Here is a 21,286-nt window from a genome sequence, read left to right as displayed (position 1 = left end):
TCTGCGAATCCGACTTTAGTCGCCGGACACATCCCGCTGGTCGTAACCTTTATACAGCTGGCGCGGACGACCGATGCGGTACGGGCCGCTGATCATCTCTTTCCAGTGGGCAATCCAGCCAGGCGTACGGCCCACGGCGAACAGCACCGTGAACATGTCGGTCGGGATGCCGATGGCCTTGAAAATAATGCCGGAATAGAAGTCCACGTTCGGGTAGAGCTTCTTCTCGACAAAATATTCGTCTTCCAGGGCGATTTTTTCCAGCCGCATGGCGATTTTCAGCAACGGATCGTCCTGAACGCCGAGCTCGGAGAGCACTTCATCGCAGGTGGCTTTCATGACTTTGGCGCGCGGATCGTAATTTTTATACACCCGGTGACCAAAGCCCATCAGACGGAACGGATCGTCCTTGTCTTTCGCACGGGCGATGTATTCCTCGATGTTGGCCTCGTCGCCGATTTCTTCCAGCATGTTGAGCACGGCTTCGTTGGCGCCCCCGTGAGCCGGGCCCCAGAGCGCTGCGATGCCGGCGGCGATGCAGGCGAACGGGTTGGCACCGGAAGAACCGGCCAGGCGCACGGTGGAGGTCGAGGCGTTTTGCTCGTGGTCCGCGTGCAGGGTGAAGATCTTGTCCATCGCCCGGGCCAGCACCGGGTTGACCTTGTATTCCTCGGCCGGGGTGCTGAACATCATGTGCAGGAAGTTCCCGCCGTAGGACAGATCGTTCCGCGGGTAGGCGAACGGCTGACCGATGGAGTATTTGTACGCCATGGCCGCCAGAGTCGGCATCTTGGAGATCAGTCGATGGGCCGCGACTTCGCGGTGCCGGTCGTTACTGATGTCCAGGGAGTCGTGGTAGAAAGCGGACAGGGCACCCACCACGCCGACCATGATGGCCATCGGGTGGGAATCCCGGCGGAAGCCCTTGAAGAACTGGTGCAGCTGCTCATGCACCATGGTGTGGTGCATGATGGCGTGTTCAAAGGTGGCTTTCTGGTCGGAGGAGGGCAGTTCTCCGTACAGCAGCAGGTAGCAGACGTCCAGGTAGTCGCACTCGTTCGCCAATTGGTCGATCGGGTATCCCCGGTGCAACAGAACGCCTTTCGCGCCGTCGATGTAGGTGATTTCAGACTCGCAGGATGCTGTGGACACGAAGCCCGGATCGTACGTGAACAGACCTTCACTGGTCAGGGATCGGACATCGACAACATCAGGACCCAGAGTGCCGGAATAAACAGGCAGTTCGATCGGGTCGCGTCCTTCGATGACTAACTTGGCTTTCTTGTCAGTCATGAGGCCTCCTCTCCAAAGCAGGGTTAGGCGTCGGATACGTGACGCGGGATGGTGTGGAAATGGCGCACCGGCGTTCGGGAGCCTGCTCCCCGGGGTCTGGGTACGACGTTGTACCGCTTTTGGTGAACCCGTTAACGCCCTGTCGTGCTTCTTTCTTTATAGAGTTGTGACACAGGGTGCGAAATCGCGCACAACTATAGAGAGTTTGAAACCTTTGTCAATTTGACTTCCGGGTGATACGGAGCCTTCTCCGCCGAAAGTCGCAGTTGAAAAGTTTTGTTAATGATTACAATAGCCAAAGGAAGTAATGTAGGAAAATTACAGTATTACCGGCACTGTGATCATTTGTAATTAGATACGACGATCACTATAATTCCGGCGCATTTCGGGGTTGGGCCCCCCTGGTCCAGCACTTCCAAACGCCCCATTGACGGGGCCCGCACTAAAAATTAAGAGTGACTGCCGTGAACGATCACCGACCAAAGAACCTTGATCTGACGACGATCCGAATGCCGGTTGCCGCCCTGGCATCCATTACGCACAGGATCACCGGTGTGATGCTGTTCTTCGCCGTAGGCTTCATGATCTGGGCGTTGAGCAACAGTCTGGAATCCCGCCAGGGATTCGAACAAACCGTTGCCATCATGACCCATCCTCTCGCGAAGTTCATTACCTGGGGCATCCTGTCCCTCATCGCCTACCATCTGCTGGCCGGCATCAAGCACCTGATTATGGATGCAGGCTATCTGGAAACACTGGAAACCGGTCCCGTGGCCGCCAAGGTAACCCTGGCCCTGACCGCTGTCGTCATCGTTCTGTTGGGGGTTTGGGTATGGTAAGAAGCATCACGAATCTGTCACGCAGCGGTCTCGCGGACTGGATGGTCCAGCGTGTATCCGCAGTCCTTCTGGCTCTCTATACACTCTTCCTGCTCGGCATCTTCATCGCCAACCCGGGTCTCGGTTACGAGCAATGGCAGCACCTCTTCTCCATTTTCTGGGTCAAAGTCTTCACCCTGATCACCCTGTTATCCCTGGTCGGACACATCTGGGTCGGCATGTGGACGGTCGTGACCGACTACATTCACAACGCCTGGGTGCGCTTCATCGTCCTGTTCGCGATCGCGGTGACTTCCTTTGTTTATCTGATTACCGGCATCACAGCCGTGTGGGGTGTATAAGATATGGCTAATGTAAAAACCATGACCTTCGATGCCATCGTCGTCGGTGGCGGTGGTGCCGGCCTGCGCTCGGCGCTGCAGTTGGCCGAATCCGGTCTCAACACGGCCGTGATTTCCAAAGTATTCCCGACCCGGTCGCACACCGTGTCCGCCCAGGGTGGTATCACCTGTGCGATCGCCAGTGCGGACCCGAACGACGACTGGCGCTGGCATATGTATGACACCGTCAAGGGTTCCGACTACATCGGCGACCAGGACGCCATCGAATACATGTGTTCCGTGGGTCCGCAGGCGGTGTTCGAGCTGGACCACATGGGTCTGCCGTTCTCCCGTTTTGAAAACGGCCGCATCTATCAGCGCCCGTTCGGCGGGCAGTCCAAGGGGCCGGACAACCCGACTCAGGCCGCCCGGACCTGCGCCGCGGCCGACCGGACCGGACACGCACTGTTGCACACCCTCTATCAGGGCAACCTGAAAGCCGGTACCAGCTTCCTGAACGAATGGTACGCGGTCGATCTGGTCACCAACGACAGCAATGCGGTTGTCGGTGTGGTGGCGATCGAAATCGAAACCGGCGACGTCGTCCATATCCAGGCGAAAGCGACGGTATTGGCAACCGGCGGTGCCGGCCGCATTTACGCATCCACCACGAACGCCCTGATCAACACCGGTGACGGCATCGGCATGGCGCTTCGCGCCGGCTTCCCGGTTCAGGATATGGAAATGTGGCAGTTCCACCCGACCGGCATCTACGGCGCCGGTACTCTGGTGACCGAAGGCTGCCGGGGTGAAGGCGGTTACCTGATCAATAAAGACGGCGAACGCTTCATGGAGCGTTACGCGCCCAACGCCAAAGACCTGGCCGGACGCGACGTCGTGGCCCGGTCCATGGTGCTGGAAATTCTGGAAGGCCGTGGCGGCGGTCCGGAAAACGATCACGTCTTCCTGAAGCTGGATCATCTGGGTGAAGAGCTGTTGCACAGCCGTCTGCCCGGCATTGTCGAACTGTCGAAGACCTTCGCTCACGTCGATCCGGCGAAGGAACCGATCCCGGTGGTGCCGACCTGCCACTATATGATGGGCGGTATCCCGACCAACGTCGGCGGTCAGGCACTGATGCAGGACGCCGACGGCAACGATCAGGTCATCGACGGCCTGTACGCCTGTGGCGAGGCGGCTTGTGTGTCCGTGCACGGCGCCAACCGCCTGGGCGGCAACTCCCTGCTCGACCTGGTGGTTTTCGGCCGTTCCGCCGGTATGCAGATCGAGAAAGTGCTGCGCGAAGGCTACGAGTCCAATGCCGCCACCCAGTCCGACATCGACAAGGCCATGGCCCGTCTCGATGCGCTGGACAACTCGCAGCAGGGCGAGAGCGTCGCCGAGGTCCGCAAGGACCTGCAAAATACCATGCAGCTGCACTTCGGGGTGTTCCGCGAAGGCAAGAGTATGTCCGAAGGTCTCAAGAAGCTGGGTGAGATCCGCGAGCGAGTCGGCCGGATCAAGCTGGACGACAAGAGCCGGGCCTTCAACACGGCGCGCATCGAGGCGCTGGAATTAACCAATCTCCTGGAAGTGGCCGAGGCGACCGCCGTGGCGGCCGAGCAGCGGACCGAGAGCCGGGGCGCCCACGCGCGCGAGGACTACCAGGATCGTGACGATGAAAACTGGCTGTGTCACTCCATCTTCAAGCCGGGTGATAAGACCATCTCCAAGCGGGCGGTCAATTTCACACCGAAGACAGTTGATACCTTCCAGCCCAAGGTCCGGACGTATTAATCCAACGAATTCGGGGAGCGCCGCAGTATGAAAGTCAGTATTTATCGTTACAATCCGGAAACCGACAAGAAGCCCTACATGCAGGACTATGACGTCGACATTCCGGCGGGCAAGGACCTGATGGTTCTCGACGTCCTGAACCTGGTCAAGGAACGGGACACGACCGTCTCCTACCGCCGCTCCTGCCGTGAAGGCGTGTGTGGGTCGGACGGTTTGAACATCAACGGCAAAAATGGCCTGGCCTGTATCACGCCACTGTCCTCAGTGAAGGGCGGACGTGATAAACTCGTCATCCGGCCGCTACCGGGCCTGCCGGTCATTCGTGACCTGGTCGTCGACATGGGCGTCTTCTACAAGCAATACGAGAAGATCAAGCCCTATTTGATCAACGACAAGCCAGCCCCGGCGATCGAGCGCCTGCAAAGCCCGGAAGATCGGGAAAAGCTGGACGGTCTGTACGAGTGCATCCTGTGCGCCTGCTGTTCGACCTCTTGCCCGTCCTTCTGGTGGAATCCGGACAAGTTCGTCGGACCGGCCGGCCTGTTACAGGCCTACCGGTTCCTGGCGGACAGCCGGGACACGGCCACGGCGGATCGCCTGGCCGAGCTGGACGATCCGTTCAGCGTGTTCCGTTGCCGTGGCATTATGAACTGCGTCAGCGTATGCCCCAAAGGCCTGAACCCGACCCGGGCGATCGGCCATATTCGGGAAATGCTGCTGGCCAACGCCACTTGATCGAATACAACCGCCGTCACTCTGCGGTTGAGCCCCGGTAGCCTCTGGCTCCGGGGTTTTGTTCGACTGTTAAGATGTGTTTCATCGTCGCCGTTGAATACAAGAGTGACATTGATTAGGAAACAATTTGAGCCGATGCCTCTGGCATCATCTTCTCCGCGGTATTGAACAAACAGGGTTCAAGCAATGCAAAACGGCACCATGGAGGAACTTTGGTCGACGTCCCATCTATCGGGCGGCAACCAAACCTACCTTGATGAAATGTACGAAGCCTATCTGGCTGACCCCAATTCTGTTCCCGAGCAATGGCGCTCGGTCTTCGACAAACTCCCCAATATCAACGACCAGGTAACGACCGACACTCCGCACGCCCCGGTCCGCGATCACTTCCTGTTGCTCGGCAAATCCAAGAAAGTCGCCGCCGACACTCTGGCCCCCAGCCTGGTATCCGATCACGAACGCAAGCAGGTGCGGGTGCACCAACTGGCGACGGCCTACCGGTTTCGCGGCCATCAGATCGCCAAGCTGGACCCGCTCGGTCTGTTCGAGCGCGAGCCCGTTCCGGATCTGGATATGCAATATCACGGTCTTTCAAAGGCCGATGAAGACACCGTTTTCCAGTGCGGAAACCTGTACATCGGCAAGTCCGAAGCGCCGCTGAAGGAAATCGTCTCGGCCATGGAGCAAACCTATTGCTCCTCCATTGGCGCCGAATTCACGCACATCGTCAACACCGCCGAGCGCCGCTGGATCGAGCAGCGCATGGAGTCGGTGCGCTCCCATCCGGAGTATTCACCGGAAGCGCGCAAGCACATTCTGGAGCGTCTGACCGCTTCGGAAGGGCTGGAAAAGTTCCTGGGTTCCAAGTATCCGGGTACCAAGCGTTTCGGCCTGGAAGGCGGCGAGACCCTGATTCCGTTGATGGACGAGTTGATCCAGCGCTGCGGCTCCTACGGTACCAAGGAAATCGTCATCGGTATGGCCCACCGCGGCCGTCTGAACATGCTGGTCAACATTCTCGGCAAGAACCCGGCCGAGTTGTTCGAAGAGTTCGAGGGCAAGTCCTTCCTGTCCCAAGGCTCCGGCGACGTCAAATACCACCAGGGCTTCTCCTCCAACGTCATGACGGCCGGTGGCGAAGTGCATTTGGCGCTGGCGTTCAACCCGTCGCATCTGGAAATTTCCGCACCCGTGGTCGTAGGCTCGGTCCGGGCCCGTCAGGACCGTCGCAAGGACCATGTCCGCGATCAGGTCGTACCGGTCAATATCCATGGCGATGCGGCCTTTGCCGGTCAGGGCGTGGTCATGGAGACTTTCCAGGCTTCACAGACCCGGGCATATCGTACCGGTGGCACGATTCACGTCATCATCAACAACCAGGTCGGCTTCACCACCTCCAAGCGCGAAGACGCCCGGTCCACCGAGTACTGCACCGACATCGCCAAGATGGTTCAGGCGCCGATTTTTCACGTCAATGGAGACGACCCGGAAGCGGTGGTGTTCGTGACTCAGCTGGCGGTCGATTATCGTCAGCAATTCAAGAAAGACGTGGTGATCGATCTGGTCTGCTACCGTCGACGCGGCCATAACGAGGCCGACGAGCCGGCGATGACCCAGCCTATGATGTACCAGGCCATCCGCAGCCGTAAGAGTTCGGTTGGTATGTATGCCGATCGTCTGGTCGAAGACGGTGTGCTGGCCGGCGAGGACATCAAGTCGATGGCCGACGAGTACCGCGACCTGCTCGACAGTGGCGAGCATGTGGTCAAGTCCCTGGTCAAGGAGCCGAACAAGTCCTTGTTCGTGGACTGGTCGCCGTATCTGAACCAGCCGGTGGTCGACCATCACGACACCAGTTGGCCGCTCAAGGACCTGCAGGAACTGGCCAATGCCATGAACCAGGTTCCCGAAGGCTTCCCGCTGCAGCGTCAGGTCAACAAGATCATCGAAGACCGCAAGAAGATGGCGAAAGGGGCCTTGCCGGTCAACTGGGGCATGGCCGAGATGCTGGCCTACGCGACCCTGTTGAAAGAAGGTCATCCGGTGCGCATGACCGGTCAGGACTCCGGCCGGGGCACCTTCGTGCACCGTCACGCGGTTCTGCACAACCAGAAGGACGGCAGCACCTATACACCGCTGGCGCACCTCTATGAGGATCAGCCCTCGTTCGAAGTGTACGACTCCTTCCTGTCGGAAGAAGCCGTACTGGCCTTCGAATACGGTTACTCCACCACTGCGCCGAGCGGTCTGGTGTTGTGGGAAGCCCAATTCGGCGATTTCGCCAATGGCGCCCAGGTAGTGATCGATCAGTTCATCACCTCCGGTGAACACAAATGGGGTCGACTGTGTGGTCTGGTCATGCTGCTGCCGCACGGTTACGAAGGGCAGGGGCCGGAACACTCGTCCGCCCGTCTGGAGCGTTTCCTGCAATTGTGCGCCGAACAGAACATCCAGGTGTGCGTGCCGACGACACCGGCGCAGGTGTACCACATGCTGCGCCGCCAGGTGCGTCGCAATCTGCGCAAGCCGCTGGTGGTCATGTCGCCGAAGAGCCTGTTGCGTCATAAGGATGCGGTATCCAGTCTCGAAGACCTGGCCAAAGGCAGCTTCCAGACCGTGATCGACGAGACCGACGCCAACATCGACAAGAAAAAGGTCGACCGGGTTGTGCTCTGTTCCGGCAAGGTCTATTACGACCTGCTCGAGAAGCGCCGCAAGGAAGACGCCAACAATGTGGCGCTGGTCCGCATCGAACAGCTCTATCCGTTCCCGGAAGAGACTCTGTACGAGGCGATCTCGGGCTACCCGAACCTGAAAGACGTGGTTTGGTGTCAGGAAGAGCCGATGAACCAGGGCGCCTGGTACTCCAGCCAACACCACATGCGCAAGGTGCTCGGCCGGGTGAATCCGGATCTGCACCTCAGCTACGCCGGCCGAGAGGCATCGGCGGCGCCCGCAGCGGGTTACATGTCGCTGCACCTTGAACAACTTGAAAAATTCCTTAATGAAGCAATCCTGCTTGCTCAGTGATCGACGGGTATACGACTAAGGATCCACACAATGGCCATAGATATTAAAGCACCGCAGTTTCCAGAATCCGTCGCCGACGGAACCATCGCTACCTGGCACAAGCAGCCCGGTGAAGCCGTTTCCCGCGATGAGTTGATCGTCGACATTGAGACCGACAAAGTGGTTCTGGAAGTGGTGGCTCCGGCGGACGGCGCCATCCAGGAAATCAAGAGAGGCGAAGGCGATACCGTCGAAAGCCAGGAAGTCATCGGGACCTTCGAGGAAGGCGCCGGTGGTTCCGCCGGTGGCGATGCCAAAGAAGACAAGAAAGAAGAACCCAAGGCGGAAGCGTCCAAATCCGAAGCCAAGTCGGAATCGGCCGGGTCCGACAAGGGCGAGCAGGGCGGTGACCCGAATGCCGCCATGAGTCCGGCGGCCCGTCGCCTGGCCGACGAAGCCGGCCTGACCGCCGCGGACATTACCGGTACCGGCAAGGGTGGCCGCATTACCAAGGAAGACGTGGTCAAGGCCGTCGATGGCGGCGTCAAGGGCGCGGATTCCAAAGATCAGCCGGCGCACTCCATGCCGGGCATGATTCCGCAAAGCCAGACCGCGACGGCGTCCCAGCCGACCGTGCAAGCCGGCGAGCGCGCCGAGAAGCGTGTGCCGATGACCCGTTTGCGCAAGCGCGTCGCCGAACGGTTGCTCGACGCCAAGAACAGCACGGCCATGCTGACCACCTTCAACGAGGTCAACATGAAGCCGATCATGGACCTTCGTTCGCGCTACAAGGAAACCTTCGAGAAGACGCACAACGGCACTCGCCTGGGCTTCATGTCGTTCTTCATCAAGGCCGCCGCCGAAGCGCTGCGCCGTTTCCCGGAAGTGAACGCCTCGATTGACGGCGACGACATCGTCTACCACGGTTTCTACGACATCGGTGTAGCCGTATCCAGCGATCGCGGTCTGGTGGTCCCGGTTCTGCGCGACACCGACCAGATGAGCCTGGCCACCATGGAAAGCACCATCCGCGATTTCGGCAAGAAAGCACAGGAAGGCAAGCTTGGCCTTGAGGATATGCAGGGCGGTACCTTTACCATCACCAACGGCGGTGTGTTTGGCTCGCTGTTGTCGACGCCGATCCTGAACCCGCCGCAGACGGCTATTCTGGGCATGCACAAAATCCAGGAACGGCCGATGGCGGTCAACGGTGAAGTCAAAGTCCTGCCGATGATGTACCTGGCCCTGTCCTACGACCACCGACTGATTGACGGCAAAGAAGCCGTTCAGTTCCTGGTGGCCATCAAGGATATGCTGGAAGATCCGGCCCGTATTCTGCTGGAGCTGTGAACAGGCTGTAAGACGGCCACGCAGAGCCCCTACACGGTCGGGTCGCTGTATGGAGCGGCCTGACCTGAACGAATCCATTGAAAGGTAAGAGTTCTATGGCACAACAATTTGATGTGGTAGTGATCGGTTCGGGCCCGGGTGGCTACGTAGCCGCGATCAAGGCGGCCCAGCTGGGCCTGAAAACCGCCATCGTCGAGAAATGGCTGACCAAGGATGAAAAACCGTCCTACGGCGGTACCTGCCTGAACGTAGGCTGCATCCCGTCCAAGGCGTTGCTCGAGTCCTCCGAGAAGTACGTCGAAGCCGCTCACGACTTCAAACTCCACGGCATCGGTCTGAAAGACCTGAAAATCGACGTCAAGGCGATGATGGAGCGCAAGGTCGGCATCGTGAACAAGCTGACCCAGGGCGTATCCGGCCTGCTGAAGGGCAACGGCGTGACCGCCTTCGAAGGCAAGGGCATGCTCAAGTCCAACAAGGTGGTCGAGGTCACCAAACATGACGGCAGCACCGAGACTCTGGAAGGCAAGAACGTCATCCTGGCCACGGGTTCGGTACCGGTCGAGATTCCGCCGACGCCGACGGACGGCAAGTTGATCGTCGATTCCGAAGGCGCCCTGGAATTCGATTCCGTACCCAAGCGCCTGGGCGTGATCGGCGCCGGCGTCATTGGTCTGGAACTGGGCAGCGTCTGGCGCCGCCTGGGCTCCGAAGTGGTTGTCCTCGAAGCCATGGATACCTTCCTGCCGGTGGCCGACCAGGGCGTCGCCAAGGATGCCTTCAAGTACTTCACCAAGAAAGAAGGCATGGACATCCGCCTGGGCACCCGCGTGACCGGTTCCGAGGTTAAGAAAAACAAGGTGGAAGTCACCTTCGAAGACAGCGACGGCGAGAAGAAAGAGACTTTCGACAAGCTGATCGTCTGCGTCGGTCGTCGTCCCTACACCGAAGGCTGCCTGGACAAGGGCTGCGGCGTCGAGCTGGACGAGCGCGGCTTCATTCAGGTGGACGACCAGTGCGCCACCACCGTACCGGGCGTGTTCGCCATCGGCGACGTGGTGCGTGGCCCGATGCTGGCACACAAAGGCTCGGAAGAGGGCCTGATGGTGGCCGAGATCATCGCCGGGCACAAAGCCCAGATGAACTACGACGCCATCCCGAACGTTATCTACACCCATCCGGAAATGGCCTGGGTCGGCAAGACCGAGGAAGAGCTGAAATCCGAAGGCGTCGACTACAAGGTCGGTGCTTTCCCGATGGCGGCTATCGGTCGAGCCATGGCTCAGAACGCCACAGACGGACAAGTGAAGATCATCGCGGACGCCAAGACCGATCGTGTGCTGGGGATGCACATTTTCGCCGCCGGTGCCTCCGAGATGATTGCCCAGGGCGTCATCGCCCTGGAGTTCGCATCCAGCGCGGAAGACCTGCAGTTGACCTGTTTCGCCCACCCGACCAACTCCGAAGCGGTGCACGAAGCCGCTCTGGCGGTCGACAATATGGCGATTCACAAGGTTAACCGCAAAAAGCGTTGATAGAGAATGAAACCGGAGCCCAGGCTCCGGTTTCTTTATTCGCTAATCAGAGTGCGAATCGGGCGAAACCCACGATAAGAACAAATTCTCCCACACACTCGAGTTCAGAGAACGGAAAGAATCATGAACCTACACGAGTATCAATCCAAGCAGCTGTTCAAAGAGTACGGCTTGCCCGTGTCAGAGGGCTTCGCCTGTGATACTCCCGATGAGGCGGTCGAAGCCGCCAAGAAGATCGGGGGTGACATGTGGGTGGTCAAAGCCCAGGTGCACGCCGGCGGACGCGGCAAGGCCGGCGGTGTGAAGCTGGTCAAGAGTGACGCGGAGATTCGCGAGTTCGCAGAAAAATGGCTGGGCAAGAACCTGGTCACCTTTCAAACAGACGAAAACGGTCAACCGGTCAGCAAGATTCTGGTTGAATCCTGCACCGACATCGCCCAGGAACTCTACCTGAGTGCCGTGGTCGATCGCGGCAGCCGTCGTGTGGTTTTCATGGCCTCCACCGAAGGCGGTGTCGAGATCGAGAAAGTCGCCGAGGAAACACCGGAGAAAATCCTGCGTGCGGTCGTTGATCCGCTGGTCGGTGCGCAGCCGTTCCAGGCGCGTGACATTGCCTTCCAACTGGGCCTGAAAGGCGACCAGATCAAGCAGTTCGTCAAGATCTATCTGGGCCTGGCCAAGCTGTTCGAAGAGAAGGATCTGGGGCTGATCGAGGTCAACCCGCTGGTGATCACCGATGAAGGCAATCTGCATTGCCTGGACGCCAAGATCAATGTCGACGGCAACGCCCTGTACCGCCAGAAGAAGATCGCCGACATGCGCGATCCGTCCCAGGAAGACGAGCGCGAAGCCCAAGCCGCCCAATGGGACCTGAACTACGTGGCGCTGGAAGGCAACATCGGCTGCATGGTCAACGGTGCCGGTCTTGCCATGGGCACCATGGACATCGTCAAGCTGCACGGTGGCCAGCCGGCCAACTTCCTGGACGTCGGCGGCGGCGCGACCAAGGAACGCGTGGCTGAAGCGTTCAAGATCATCCTGTCCGATACTTCCGTGAAGGCCGTTCTGGTGAACATCTTCGGCGGTATCGTTCGCTGCGACATGATCGCCGAAGGCATCATCGGTGCCGTCGAGGAAGTCGGCGTCAAGGTACCGGTTATTGTGCGCCTCGAAGGCAACAACGCCGAACTTGGCACTCAGAAACTGGCCGACAGCGGCCTGAACATCATTGCCGCCACTTCATTGACCGACGCAGCCGAGAAAGTGGTTCAAGCGGCTGGAGGTGCAGCATGAGCGTATTGATCGACAAGAACACCAAAGTAATCTGCCAGGGTTTCACCGGTTCTCAGGGCACCTTCCACAGTGAACAGGCCATTGAGTACGGAACCCAGATGGTCGGCGGCGTGTCCCCGGGCAAGGGCGGCACCACCCACCTGGGCCTGCCGGTATTCAACACCGCCCGCGAAGCGGTTGAAGCCACCGGCGCCCAGGCGTCCGTCATTTATGTTCCGGCACCGTTCTGCCTGGACGCCATCGTCGAAGCGGCGGACAGCGGCGTCGAGCTGATCGTCTGCATCACCGAAGGCATCCCGACGCTGGACATGCTGAAGGCGAAAGAATACGTCGACAAGAAAGGCGTTCGCATGATCGGCCCGAACTGCCCCGGCGTAATCACACCGGGTGAATGCAAGATCGGTATCATGCCGGGTCACATTCACCAGCCGGGCCGTGTCGGCATCGTCTCCCGTTCCGGTACCCTGACGTACGAAGCCGTCAAGCAGACCACGGATCATGGCTTCGGCCAGTCCACCTGCGTCGGCATCGGCGGCGACCCGATTCCGGGTTCCAACTTCATCGACATCCTGGAGATGTTCGAGAAGGATCCGAAAACCGAAGCGATCGTCATGATCGGCGAAATCGGCGGCACCGCCGAAGAAGAAGCCGCGGCCTACATCAAGGCCAACGTCTCCAAGCCGGTCGTCTCCTACATCGCCGGTGTGACCGCCCCTCCGGGCAAGCGTATGGGCCACGCCGGTGCGATCATCGCCGGCGGCAAAGGCACCGCCGACGAGAAATTCGCCGCCCTGGAAGACGCCGGTGTCAAAACCGTGCGTTCTCTGGCGCAAATCGGCGACGCACTGAAGGAAGTCACCGGCTGGTAAGATCGGCGGGTTTGACTCCAAAAAAGGCGGCCTCTGGCCGCCTTTTTTGTATGTGGACGCTGTAGGGTGGGCACTGCCCACCAGTAGGTTGGATTAGCCCGAAGGGCGTAATCCAACATTCACATGGGTGGCAATACCATCACCCTTCGTGAGGAATGGTTGTTGGATTACGCGCTCACGCGCTACCGAGACGTCGGACCGATCCAACCTACACTGCCGAACCATGGTGGGCGGTGCCCACCCTACGTGAATCCGTTAAACTAAGGGGGTAAACCCGACGGACCGACTCCTATGACCTATTTTTTCGATTGGCTCGCCCTCCTCATCTTCTTCACCGCCTGGGTTGCCTACACCCGTTACGCCTCCGAGCAAGGCAAGCGTTACCACAGCCTGTCCTCCATCATGCATCACTACCGGATGGATTGGATGCAGCGCCTGCTGCGTCGTGAAAACCGGGTCGCGGATATGTCGGCCGTGGGTAACCTCGAGCGCAATTCCGCCTTCTTCGCCTCGGCGAGCATCTTCATCGTCGCCGGTTTGATCACGGCTCTGGCGGCGTCCGAGCAGGTGATCCGGTTGTTGAACGAGATCTCGTTCGTACAGACCGGCACCAAGGCCCTGTGGGAAGCCAAGGTTGGCGTCTTGATCGTGGTGTTCATCTACGCCTTTCTCAGTTTCACCTGGAGCATGCGGCAATTCGGGTTCATGTCGGTCATGATCGGCTCGGCCCCAACACCGACCGAAAGCATCGACGACAGCGTGAAGCGGCAGTTCGCGATTCACGGCGCCAAGGTCATGGACTTGGCCGGACGTCAGTTCAACCTGGGCTTGCGGGCGTTTTATTTCAGTCTGGCGGTGGTCGGCTGGTTGCTCGGGCCGTTCTGGTTTGTGGCGGGGACGGCGGTCATCATCGGTGTGCTGTATCGCCGCGAGTTTCGCAGCACCACCTTGAAGGAACTGATCCGGGCGAGGGGGCTGGACCCGGATCAGCGGATTGATCGGGAGTAGGGTGGGCACCGCCCACCATGGAAGGAAACCACGTTACGGTATGGAGCCCGTTGATCGCCTTTGTAGGTTGGATTAGGTCCGCAGGACCGTAATCCAACATCTTAACCGTGCCTGCGAGTATTCCCGTACCAGCGATAACACTGTCGGATTACGGTCCTGCGGACCTAATCCTACACATTATTCCGTGCCGCCGTCCGCTCATCATGAATCGCTTCCTTGAGCGGAACCCGCGACAGCAAGATCGCCCCCAACACGAAATAGGCCATGATCACCAACAGCGCCTGATGGCGTCCCACCGCATCAGCGATCGGCCCGAACGTCATGCCGATGATGATGGCGAAGCGGCCGAATGTACCCCATAAACCGAACAGCAAAGCGGAGTCACCCGGCTTGGCGAGCAGGCCAACCACGGCGCGGCTGGCGCTCAGCGTCGCGCCCATGGCGCTGCCGGCGATGAAGGCGATGACCACGAACAACGGAACGGTTTCCATGCCGGTGAGCGCCTGCAGCGGCAACAGAAAGTAGATGCCGATCAATCCCATCAACCACCAGCCGAGCGTCAGGATCAGGGTGTTCTTCGAGCCCAGCTTGTCTTCGACGAATCCGAATGCCACGGCACCGATCATGGCCGCGACTTGCAGGGTGGCGCCGATGGTGACCATCTGGCTGCCGGCGATGCCGATTTCCTCCTGGGCATAGATGCCGAAGAATTTAATCACCACCGAGATACCGGCCGAATACACCATGAAGGCGATGAAAAACCGGAACAGAACCGGATAGTCGGCGATGATGTTCTTCATGGCGATTAGCCGGCTGACCGCGGCTTTGGACAATTGAACGAAGCTGGCGTTTTCAAACCCCGGGTGGGGCTGAGCCCGTTCCTTGACGAAAATGAACGTGGGCAGGGCACCCAACCCGTAGAAGCCCGCGATGAGCAGCATCGCCAGCTGGTTGCGGTCGACCACATCGCCGTAGTTGGAATCCAGTACCACCAGGGTCAGGATCAGACTGGCAAGCCCGCCGACATAACCGATCCCCCAGCCGATGCCGGAAATGCGCCCCATGGTGTCCTTGTTGGCCAGGTCGGTCAGAAAACTGGCGATGAAACTTTCCGACAGCATCCAGGCGGTGTTGCTCGCCACCAGAAACGCTATGCCCAGCCAGACATTGCCCGGTTCCACGAAAAAGAGCCCGCCGGTGCCGATGACCGAGAGCCAGGTGCACCAGGCCAGATAGCGCTTCTTGTGCCCGCTGTAGTCGCATAGAACGCCGACCAGCGGCGCCAGGATAATGGCCAGCCCGGTCGAAATGGCGATGGAAATGGCCCAGAAGGTGTTGTTCAGGTGCGCCAGTTCGGGCGGAACAATGGTCGAAACGAAGAAGGCGCTGTAGACAAAGGTGACCACCACAGTGGTGTAGCTGCTGTTGGCGAAGTCGTACATCGCCCAGCCGACGATTTCGCGTTTACGGACGTCGGTCGGCGGAGCGGCGGTTGCATAGGCTGTCATGTCTGTCTTCCTTGTGAATGTTGACCCGGCGGCCAGAGCACCATCGCAGCCCCCGGGAGAGCGATCTAGTGTGCCCCAGACGGCCCGGACTGAAAAGCACCGCTTGAAAACCGCCAGACGACCCATAAATAGCGGGGAGCCATTCCGCTTTTCTAATCTAAGTGATTGATTTTGAGGTGTTCTATGTCTGAGACCCAACAGGAAACGCTCAGTTTTCAGACAGAAGTGAAGCAGCTTCTGCATTTGATGATCCACTCTCTGTATTCAAACAAGGAGATCTTTCTACGGGAGCTGATCTCGAATGCGTCGGACGCCTGCGACAAGCTGCGCTTCCAGGCCTTGAAAGACGACTCCCTGCTCAGCGACGACGGCGATCTCGCGGTCACGGTCGAATTCGATAAAGACGCCGGCACCGTCACGATCAACGACAACGGCATCGGTATGAACCGCGATGACGTGATCGCCAACCTGGGCACCATCGCCAAATCCGGCACCGCCGAATTCCTGCAGAACCTGACCGGGGACGAACGCAAGGACAGCCAGCTGATTGGCCAGTTCGGCGTCGGTTTCTATTCCTCGTTCATCGTTGCCCAGGGCGTGGACGTCTATACCCGCAAAGCCGGTGAGCCTGTCGAGAACGGCGTACACTGGCACAGTGGCGGGGAAGGGGAGTTCACCCTGGCCGACATCGAGAAACCCGAGCGCGGCACCCGGATCGTCCTGCACCTCAAGCCGGAAGAAACCGAATTCGCCGATGGCTGGCGCCTGCGCAACCTGATTCGCAAATATTCCGACCACATCTCCATGCCGGTCCGCATGCTGAAGGAAAACTTCGAAGCGGACGAAGACGGCAACACCGAGGAAAAAGCGCCCGAGTGGGAGACCGTCAACTCGGCCACCGCCCTGTGGACCCGTCCGAAGAGCGAAATCTCCGACGAGGAATACCAGGAGCTCTACCACCACATCTCGCACGACTTCGGCGACGCCCTGACCTGGTCCCACAACAAGGTCGAAGGCAAGCTGGACTACACTAGCCTGCTCTACATCCCGAAAAAAGCGCCGTTCGACATGTGGAACCGCGAGCGCGTTCGCGGCCTCAAACTGTACGTCCAGCGCGTCTTCATCATGGACGACGTCGAGCAGTTCCTGCCCATGTACCTGCGCTTCACCAAGGGCATCGTCGACTCCAACGACCTGCCGTTGAACGTCAGCCGTGAAATCCTGCAAAGCAACGACGCCATCGACAGCATGCGCTCCGCACTCACCAAGCGCGTGCTCGACATGCTCGCCAAACTGGCCAAGAAAGACCCGGAAGGCTACCAGCAGTTCTGGGACGAATTCGGCCAGGTCCTCAAGGAAGGGCCCGCCGAAGACCCGTCCAACAACGAAAAGATCGCCAAACTGCTGCGCTTCGCCACCACCCACACCGGCGAAGCCAACCAGAACCAGTCCCTGGACGACTACATCGGCCGCATGAAAGAAGGCCAGGACAAGATCTACTACGTCGCCGCCGACAGCCACCAGACCGCCAAGAACAGCCCGCACCTCGAAGTCTTCCGCAAGAAAGGCATCGAAGTCCTGCTGATGAGCGACCGCATCGACGAATGGCTCATGGGCTACCTGCGTGAATTCGACGGCAAACAATTCGTCGACATCGCCCGCGGCGACCTCGACCTCGGCGAGATCGAGAGCGAGGAAGACAAAGAAGCCGAAAAGAAAGCCAACGACGAGCACAAACCCCTGCTGGAGCGCCTCAAGACCCTGCTCGAAAGCGAAGTCGAAGAAGTCCGCATGACCAACCGCCTGGTCGACAGCCCCGCCTGCATCGTCGTCGGCCAGAACGACATGGGTGCCCAGATGCGCCGCATCATGGAAGCGGCCGGCCAGAAAGTGCCCGACAGCAAACCCATCTTCGAGCTCAACCCCGAACACCCGCTGGTGCAGCGGCTGGAGACGGAGAGTGGTGAAGAACGCTTCGCCGATCTGGCCAACATCCTGTTGGAGCAGGCGCGGTTGGCCGAAGGGTCCCATCCGAAGGATGCGGCCGGGTTTGTATCCCGGTTGAATAAGTTGTTGTTGGATATGGCGCAGTAGTGAGGCGGTTTGTTGTCGGATTTCGCCGCTTCGCGGCTAATCCGACCTACGAGCCTGAGTGGAATTGAGTAGCCACAGACCCGAGCCCCGGTGGGGAGGGCATTCCATTCAGGGATGTCCGAGGCAGGATGCCGAGGTCAAGCGCCCATGGAAGGGTTCACAGCGACCCTGAATGGAATGCCCTCCCCACCGGGGCGGACCCCTGGCTATACGTTAAACTCACCTTTTCCTCATATTGACCAACAATCCTGGAACACCGCTCATTTACGGGCATACCACGGGATGCCCGCCTGCGCGGAATCCAGTACAATGCGCGGCTACACCGTTTTTGGAGTAATGGCATGCGTTTTAAACATGGGTTGCTCGCCGTCTGCGCGACACTGCCGATGACCGCCCTCGCGGGTGGATCCCTCGACCTTTCCCTGTCCGACACCTCCGTGCGTCTCGAACACGAAGCCGTACGTGTTGGTTCCGGCGCACACATCACCACCGGCCTGCTGTACAGCGAAGAACGTCAGTCCTACGCCTTCAGCGCCGGTTTCAACGCCGTCGACGCGACCCTCTCCAACAACGACCTTATCGGCGGCCTTGGCTTCAAAGGCTTCTTGTTCGATGCTCAGGAACCGGGTTTCGCCATCGGCGTCGGTGGTTTTCTGCGTTGGCAGCCGGATTTCATGAACGGCCTCGGTACCGAAGCCAATCTCTACTACGCGCCGGACATCCTCAGCTTCAAAGACGTCACCGCCTTCCACGAAATCATCGCCCGGGTGACCTACAAGGTCCTGCCCCAGGGGCGTGTGTTCGTCGGTTGGCACGACGTCTCCGGTTACTACACCGGTACCCAGGCCACCGTGGACGAAACCTTCCACATTGGCTTTCGCATCAGCTATTGACCGGTTGAAACCGGCCGGAGCACCCGCATCATGAACCGTCGCGCGCAAACCAACCACCAGCTGTACCAGGCTCGGCTGATGCTCGACCTGGTCGACGGCACCGGTCCCGAGGCTCGGGAGCAGGCGGCGCTGGATGCCAGCGTCGTCTTTCTGTATCGCGCCTGGTGCGCGGCCCTGGCCGAGGTTGGAGAGGTCTATGGGCTGACGTTACAGGCCGACGAACCGGTCAAGTTGTTGCTCGATCGGTTGGGCGAGCAACGGCCGGACGCCTGGGAATACCGCACGGTCCGCGAGGCACTGAACGAGCCGGGTCACTGGATGGCCGAGCTGAAGCGGGAAGCCGAGCACTGGGCGTTCGATCCCGGCGCTCGGACCGCAAAGCCCTCCGACGGCAGCCTGATCGCTTCGGTCGCGGACGATAACGAAGATCATACAAATTATTACCGTAGGTGGCTGGCCGAACTGCAACAATGGGTGGACGAAGTCCGCTCATTGAGTGACTACAGCTGACAAGCCGTCACCACAACGAAGCAGGGTGTTATGTACTGGGAAATCATTGAATTGGCGAACGGTGAAATCGCGCTGCGCAAGGCGGATTCCGATGACGAACCGTTACTGACCATCAAGTTTTCGGATGAAGCCAAAGACCGGTTGCAGGATCAGACCGTCGATGTCGCTCGCGCCATGATCAGCGCCGGTGTACAGGTCGCGACCGATATCGAAAACATGGAAGAAGATGAAGAGCTGGAAATGGAAGCATCCGAGTCCACGATCCACTGATCCCGGGAGTCACCGGTACTCCCGGTACCACTCCTTGACCGCCTGCACATACGCCTGGGTTTCCGGGTAGGGCGGTATTCCCCGATAGCGTGCCACGGCCGTTTCCCCGGCGTTGTAAGCCGCGAGCGCCAGATCCAGATCATTCCGGTACCGCTGCAACAGATACCTCAGATGCCGGGTGCCGGCGTGGATATTCTGTCGGGCATCGAACGGATCGGACACCCGATACATCCGCGCCGTGCCGGGCATCAACTGCATCAACCCCTGAGCTCCCTTGCTGGAGACCGCGTTCAACCGGAAGTTGGATTCCTGACGGATCACAGCCCGAATCAGGGCTTCTTCGAGCTGGTAGAGATCGGCGGCGGTTCGTATGTGCTGTTCAATTCGCTGGCGATTGGCGGGGGAATCCTGGTAGCGCAGGGCTCGACCGGCCCCAGTGGCGTTCAGCCGACTGTGTTCCAGCTCATAGCCGTCGAGCTGGATCGGGCGATCGGTCACCACCCGTTCTCCGTTGGGGGCCCGGTAGATATAAAGTTCAGCCCAGCAACGCGGGACCGATACCAGCAGTAATACCAACCAGACCCAGGGGTGTGCCCTGGATCCGACACCCTTACTCTTCATCGAAATAAAATACGTCCCGGTTAACCAGCTCTGCCAACAACGTTAGACGACCGACCTCGGCGCTGCCACCCAGATCGCCCGGTTGAATGGTTTTTTGCTCGCACAGCCACTTCAACCCTTCCATCGGCAAGGTTGTGGGCAGGGCTTCGCCTTCCACAAAAAGACAACCGCGGACATAGGCCAGGCGGGCCGACTGGTTGCGCATCAACGGGGCGTGATCCAGTTTGCGGGCGATTTCCCGGGGCGACAGCGGGGCTTCGTCGTTGGGCGCCTCGGCGTACTTGGGTTCGGTCATGTATCGGCCGAACCACTCAAGCAGGGCGGCACGGTCGCTCGTCAGCTGTTGCAGCAGTGACTGGACCCGATCGATGTCTTCATCGATGATCCGGAACGCATCCTCGCGAGCCGAGAGGTCCGGATCCGCATAGCGATCGAACTCGCTGCTGCGTTCGGCGACGAACTGACTGAAATCGACCAGGGTCTCGGCCAGACTGGGCGCGCGAAACCCCACCGAGTAGGTGATGCCGTTGTCCAGGGCCGTGCCCCAGTGAGCGATGCCGGGTGGTACGTACAGCATGTCGCCGGGCTCAAGCACCCAGCGCTCCTGCTCGTCGAAGTCGACCAGGATCTGCAATTCGGTATCGTCGCGACAGTCGTCCGCTTCGGTGCAGCTCTGGCCGATGCGCCACTCGCGCCGGCCTTCCACCTGTATCAGGAAGACGTCGTACTGGTCGAAATGCGGTCCGACGCCCCCGCCCGGTGTGGCATAGGAGATCATGATGTCATCCAGCCGCCAGGCCGGCAGGAAGTGAAAGTGGTCGAACAGGGCGGCCACTTCGGGCACCCAGTGATCGACGGCCTGGACCAGCAGGGTCCAGTCTTTTTCCGGTAGGGCGGTGAAATCCTCGTCGTAGAAGGGGCCGTGACGAAGCCGCCAGTCACCGGCGGTGACGAGACGGGATTCCACTTCGGATTCGGTGGCCAGGCCGGCGAGCTCGTCGCCGCTGACCAGGGATTCCAGGTTCGGGAAGGCTTGGCGCACCAGTAGCGGTGTCTTCTGCCAATACCGGGAGAGGAACGCTTGAGCCGACAGTCCGCCCAGCAGTTTCATAATGCATCCCCGTAATCAAAAAGGCCGGTGAAGGAATTCGGCGGTCACCGAATATGGGCTACAGCATAGTTCAAATGACGGTCGAATGCCCACGATATCCAGAGGGCGCTGCCGTCTTTGTTGAGAGCCATCGAGATGGTGTCGTGCCACTGCCTTAGTGCCTGGGCTGTCTATTGTGCCAATAACTCGCACCGGGAGGCGGGGTATGCTCTTCCGGGGACCGCTGTGAAC

Annotated in this window: 18 protein-coding genes; 14 read left to right on the top strand and 4 right to left on the bottom strand. The window is 59.6% G+C overall.

Annotated elements, in window-relative coordinates; all coding sequences use genetic code 11:
- Positions 1-15: 15 nt before the first annotated feature.
- Positions 16-1,293 (bottom strand): citrate synthase, encoded by a 1,278-nt coding sequence (gene gltA, locus IE111_RS10490; RefSeq protein ID WP_189608497.1) that lies wholly within the window; start codon positions 1,291-1,293, stop codon positions 16-18.
- Positions 1,294-1,748: 455 nt separating this feature from the next.
- Between gltA and sdhC the strand changes: the two genes are divergently transcribed.
- From sdhC to IE111_RS10440, 10 genes are all read left to right on the top strand, one after another.
- Positions 1,749-2,132 (top strand): succinate dehydrogenase, cytochrome b556 subunit, encoded by a 384-nt coding sequence (gene sdhC / locus IE111_RS10485; protein WP_268245024.1) that lies wholly within the window; start codon positions 1,749-1,751, stop codon positions 2,130-2,132.
- Positions 2,126-2,473 carry a succinate dehydrogenase, hydrophobic membrane anchor protein gene (gene sdhD / locus IE111_RS10480; RefSeq protein WP_189608495.1) on the top strand — a complete coding sequence of 116 codons (348 nt, stop codon included), beginning with the start codon at positions 2,126-2,128 and terminating at the stop codon, positions 2,471-2,473. Before sdhC ends, sdhD begins: the two co-directional genes overlap by 7 nt.
- 3 nt (positions 2,474-2,476) lie before the next feature.
- The gene (sdhA, locus tag IE111_RS10475) at positions 2,477-4,249 is read left to right on the top strand and encodes a succinate dehydrogenase flavoprotein subunit (RefSeq protein ID WP_189608494.1); all 1,773 of its coding nucleotides are present in this window, start codon (positions 2,477-2,479) and stop codon (positions 4,247-4,249) included.
- Positions 4,250-4,276: 27 nt separating this feature from the next.
- Positions 4,277-4,984 carry a succinate dehydrogenase iron-sulfur subunit gene (locus IE111_RS10470; RefSeq protein ID WP_189608493.1) on the top strand — a complete coding sequence of 236 codons (708 nt, stop codon included), beginning with the start codon at positions 4,277-4,279 and terminating at the stop codon, positions 4,982-4,984.
- Positions 4,985-5,170: 186 nt separating this feature from the next.
- Positions 5,171-8,014, top strand: coding sequence for a 2-oxoglutarate dehydrogenase E1 component (locus IE111_RS10465; RefSeq protein WP_189608492.1), 2,844 nt, complete (start codon positions 5,171-5,173; stop codon positions 8,012-8,014).
- Between the two features lie 30 nt (positions 8,015-8,044).
- Positions 8,045-9,343: a 2-oxoglutarate dehydrogenase complex dihydrolipoyllysine-residue succinyltransferase gene (gene odhB, locus IE111_RS10460; RefSeq protein WP_189608491.1), complete on the top strand. Its 1,299-nt coding sequence runs from the start codon at positions 8,045-8,047 to the stop codon at positions 9,341-9,343.
- Positions 9,344-9,438: 95 nt separating this feature from the next.
- On the top strand, positions 9,439-10,878 hold the full coding sequence (gene lpdA, locus IE111_RS10455; protein WP_189608490.1) for a dihydrolipoyl dehydrogenase: 1,440 nt from the start codon (positions 9,439-9,441) through the stop codon (positions 10,876-10,878).
- Between the two features lie 123 nt (positions 10,879-11,001).
- A complete protein-coding gene (gene sucC / locus IE111_RS10450) occupies positions 11,002-12,171 on the top strand; it encodes an ADP-forming succinate--CoA ligase subunit beta (protein WP_189608489.1) in 1,170 nt (389 codons plus the stop codon).
- On the top strand, positions 12,168-13,040 hold the full coding sequence (gene sucD / locus IE111_RS10445) for a succinate--CoA ligase subunit alpha (protein ID WP_189608488.1): 873 nt from the start codon (positions 12,168-12,170) through the stop codon (positions 13,038-13,040). Before sucC ends, sucD begins: the two co-directional genes overlap by 4 nt.
- 291 nt (positions 13,041-13,331) lie before the next feature.
- Positions 13,332-14,048, top strand: a complete 717-nt coding sequence (locus tag IE111_RS10440) for a DUF599 domain-containing protein (protein ID WP_189608487.1) — start codon at positions 13,332-13,334, stop codon at positions 14,046-14,048.
- Positions 14,049-14,218: 170 nt separating this feature from the next.
- Here the strand turns inward: IE111_RS10440 and IE111_RS10435 are convergent, their stop codons facing one another.
- Positions 14,219-15,556 (bottom strand): MFS transporter, encoded by a 1,338-nt coding sequence (locus tag IE111_RS10435; protein ID WP_189608486.1) that lies wholly within the window; start codon positions 15,554-15,556, stop codon positions 14,219-14,221.
- Positions 15,557-15,739: 183 nt separating this feature from the next.
- Here IE111_RS10435 and htpG point away from each other — a divergent pair, with 183 nt between their 5' ends.
- The 4 genes from htpG (at position 15,740) to IE111_RS10415 (ending at position 19,323) form a co-directional block, all read left to right on the top strand.
- Positions 15,740-17,650, top strand: a complete 1,911-nt coding sequence (gene htpG / locus IE111_RS10430) for a molecular chaperone HtpG (RefSeq protein ID WP_189608485.1) — start codon at positions 15,740-15,742, stop codon at positions 17,648-17,650.
- Between the two features lie 341 nt (positions 17,651-17,991).
- Positions 17,992-18,543 carry a YfaZ family outer membrane protein gene (locus IE111_RS10425; RefSeq protein ID WP_189608484.1) on the top strand — a complete coding sequence of 184 codons (552 nt, stop codon included), beginning with the start codon at positions 17,992-17,994 and terminating at the stop codon, positions 18,541-18,543.
- A 30-nt stretch (positions 18,544-18,573) separates the two neighbouring features.
- Complete coding sequence (locus tag IE111_RS10420) at positions 18,574-19,053, top strand: DUF6586 family protein (RefSeq protein WP_189608483.1); 480 nt, start codon at positions 18,574-18,576, stop codon at positions 19,051-19,053.
- Positions 19,054-19,083: 30 nt separating this feature from the next.
- A complete protein-coding gene (locus IE111_RS10415; RefSeq protein ID WP_189608482.1) occupies positions 19,084-19,323 on the top strand; it encodes a hypothetical protein in 240 nt (79 codons plus the stop codon).
- Between the two features lie 9 nt (positions 19,324-19,332).
- On the opposite strand, the gene IE111_RS24625 is transcribed toward IE111_RS10415, so the two are convergent.
- Both IE111_RS24625 and IE111_RS10405 read right to left on the bottom strand, forming a co-directional pair.
- Positions 19,333-19,821 (bottom strand): lytic transglycosylase domain-containing protein, encoded by a 489-nt coding sequence (locus IE111_RS24625; protein ID WP_308427532.1) that lies wholly within the window; start codon positions 19,819-19,821, stop codon positions 19,333-19,335.
- A gap of 112 nt (positions 19,822-19,933) precedes the next feature.
- On the bottom strand, positions 19,934-21,055 hold the full coding sequence (locus IE111_RS10405; RefSeq protein ID WP_189608480.1) for a cupin domain-containing protein: 1,122 nt from the start codon (positions 21,053-21,055) through the stop codon (positions 19,934-19,936).
- Positions 21,056-21,286 lie beyond the last annotated feature (231 nt).

The organism is Saccharospirillum salsuginis (genome assembly GCF_014651855.1).
In the GTDB taxonomy this organism is placed as follows: Bacteria; Pseudomonadota; Gammaproteobacteria; order Pseudomonadales; family Natronospirillaceae; genus Saccharospirillum; species Saccharospirillum salsuginis.
The sequence above is the reverse complement of the archived record's forward strand: the minus strand, read 5'-3'. Positions and strand labels throughout refer to the sequence as shown.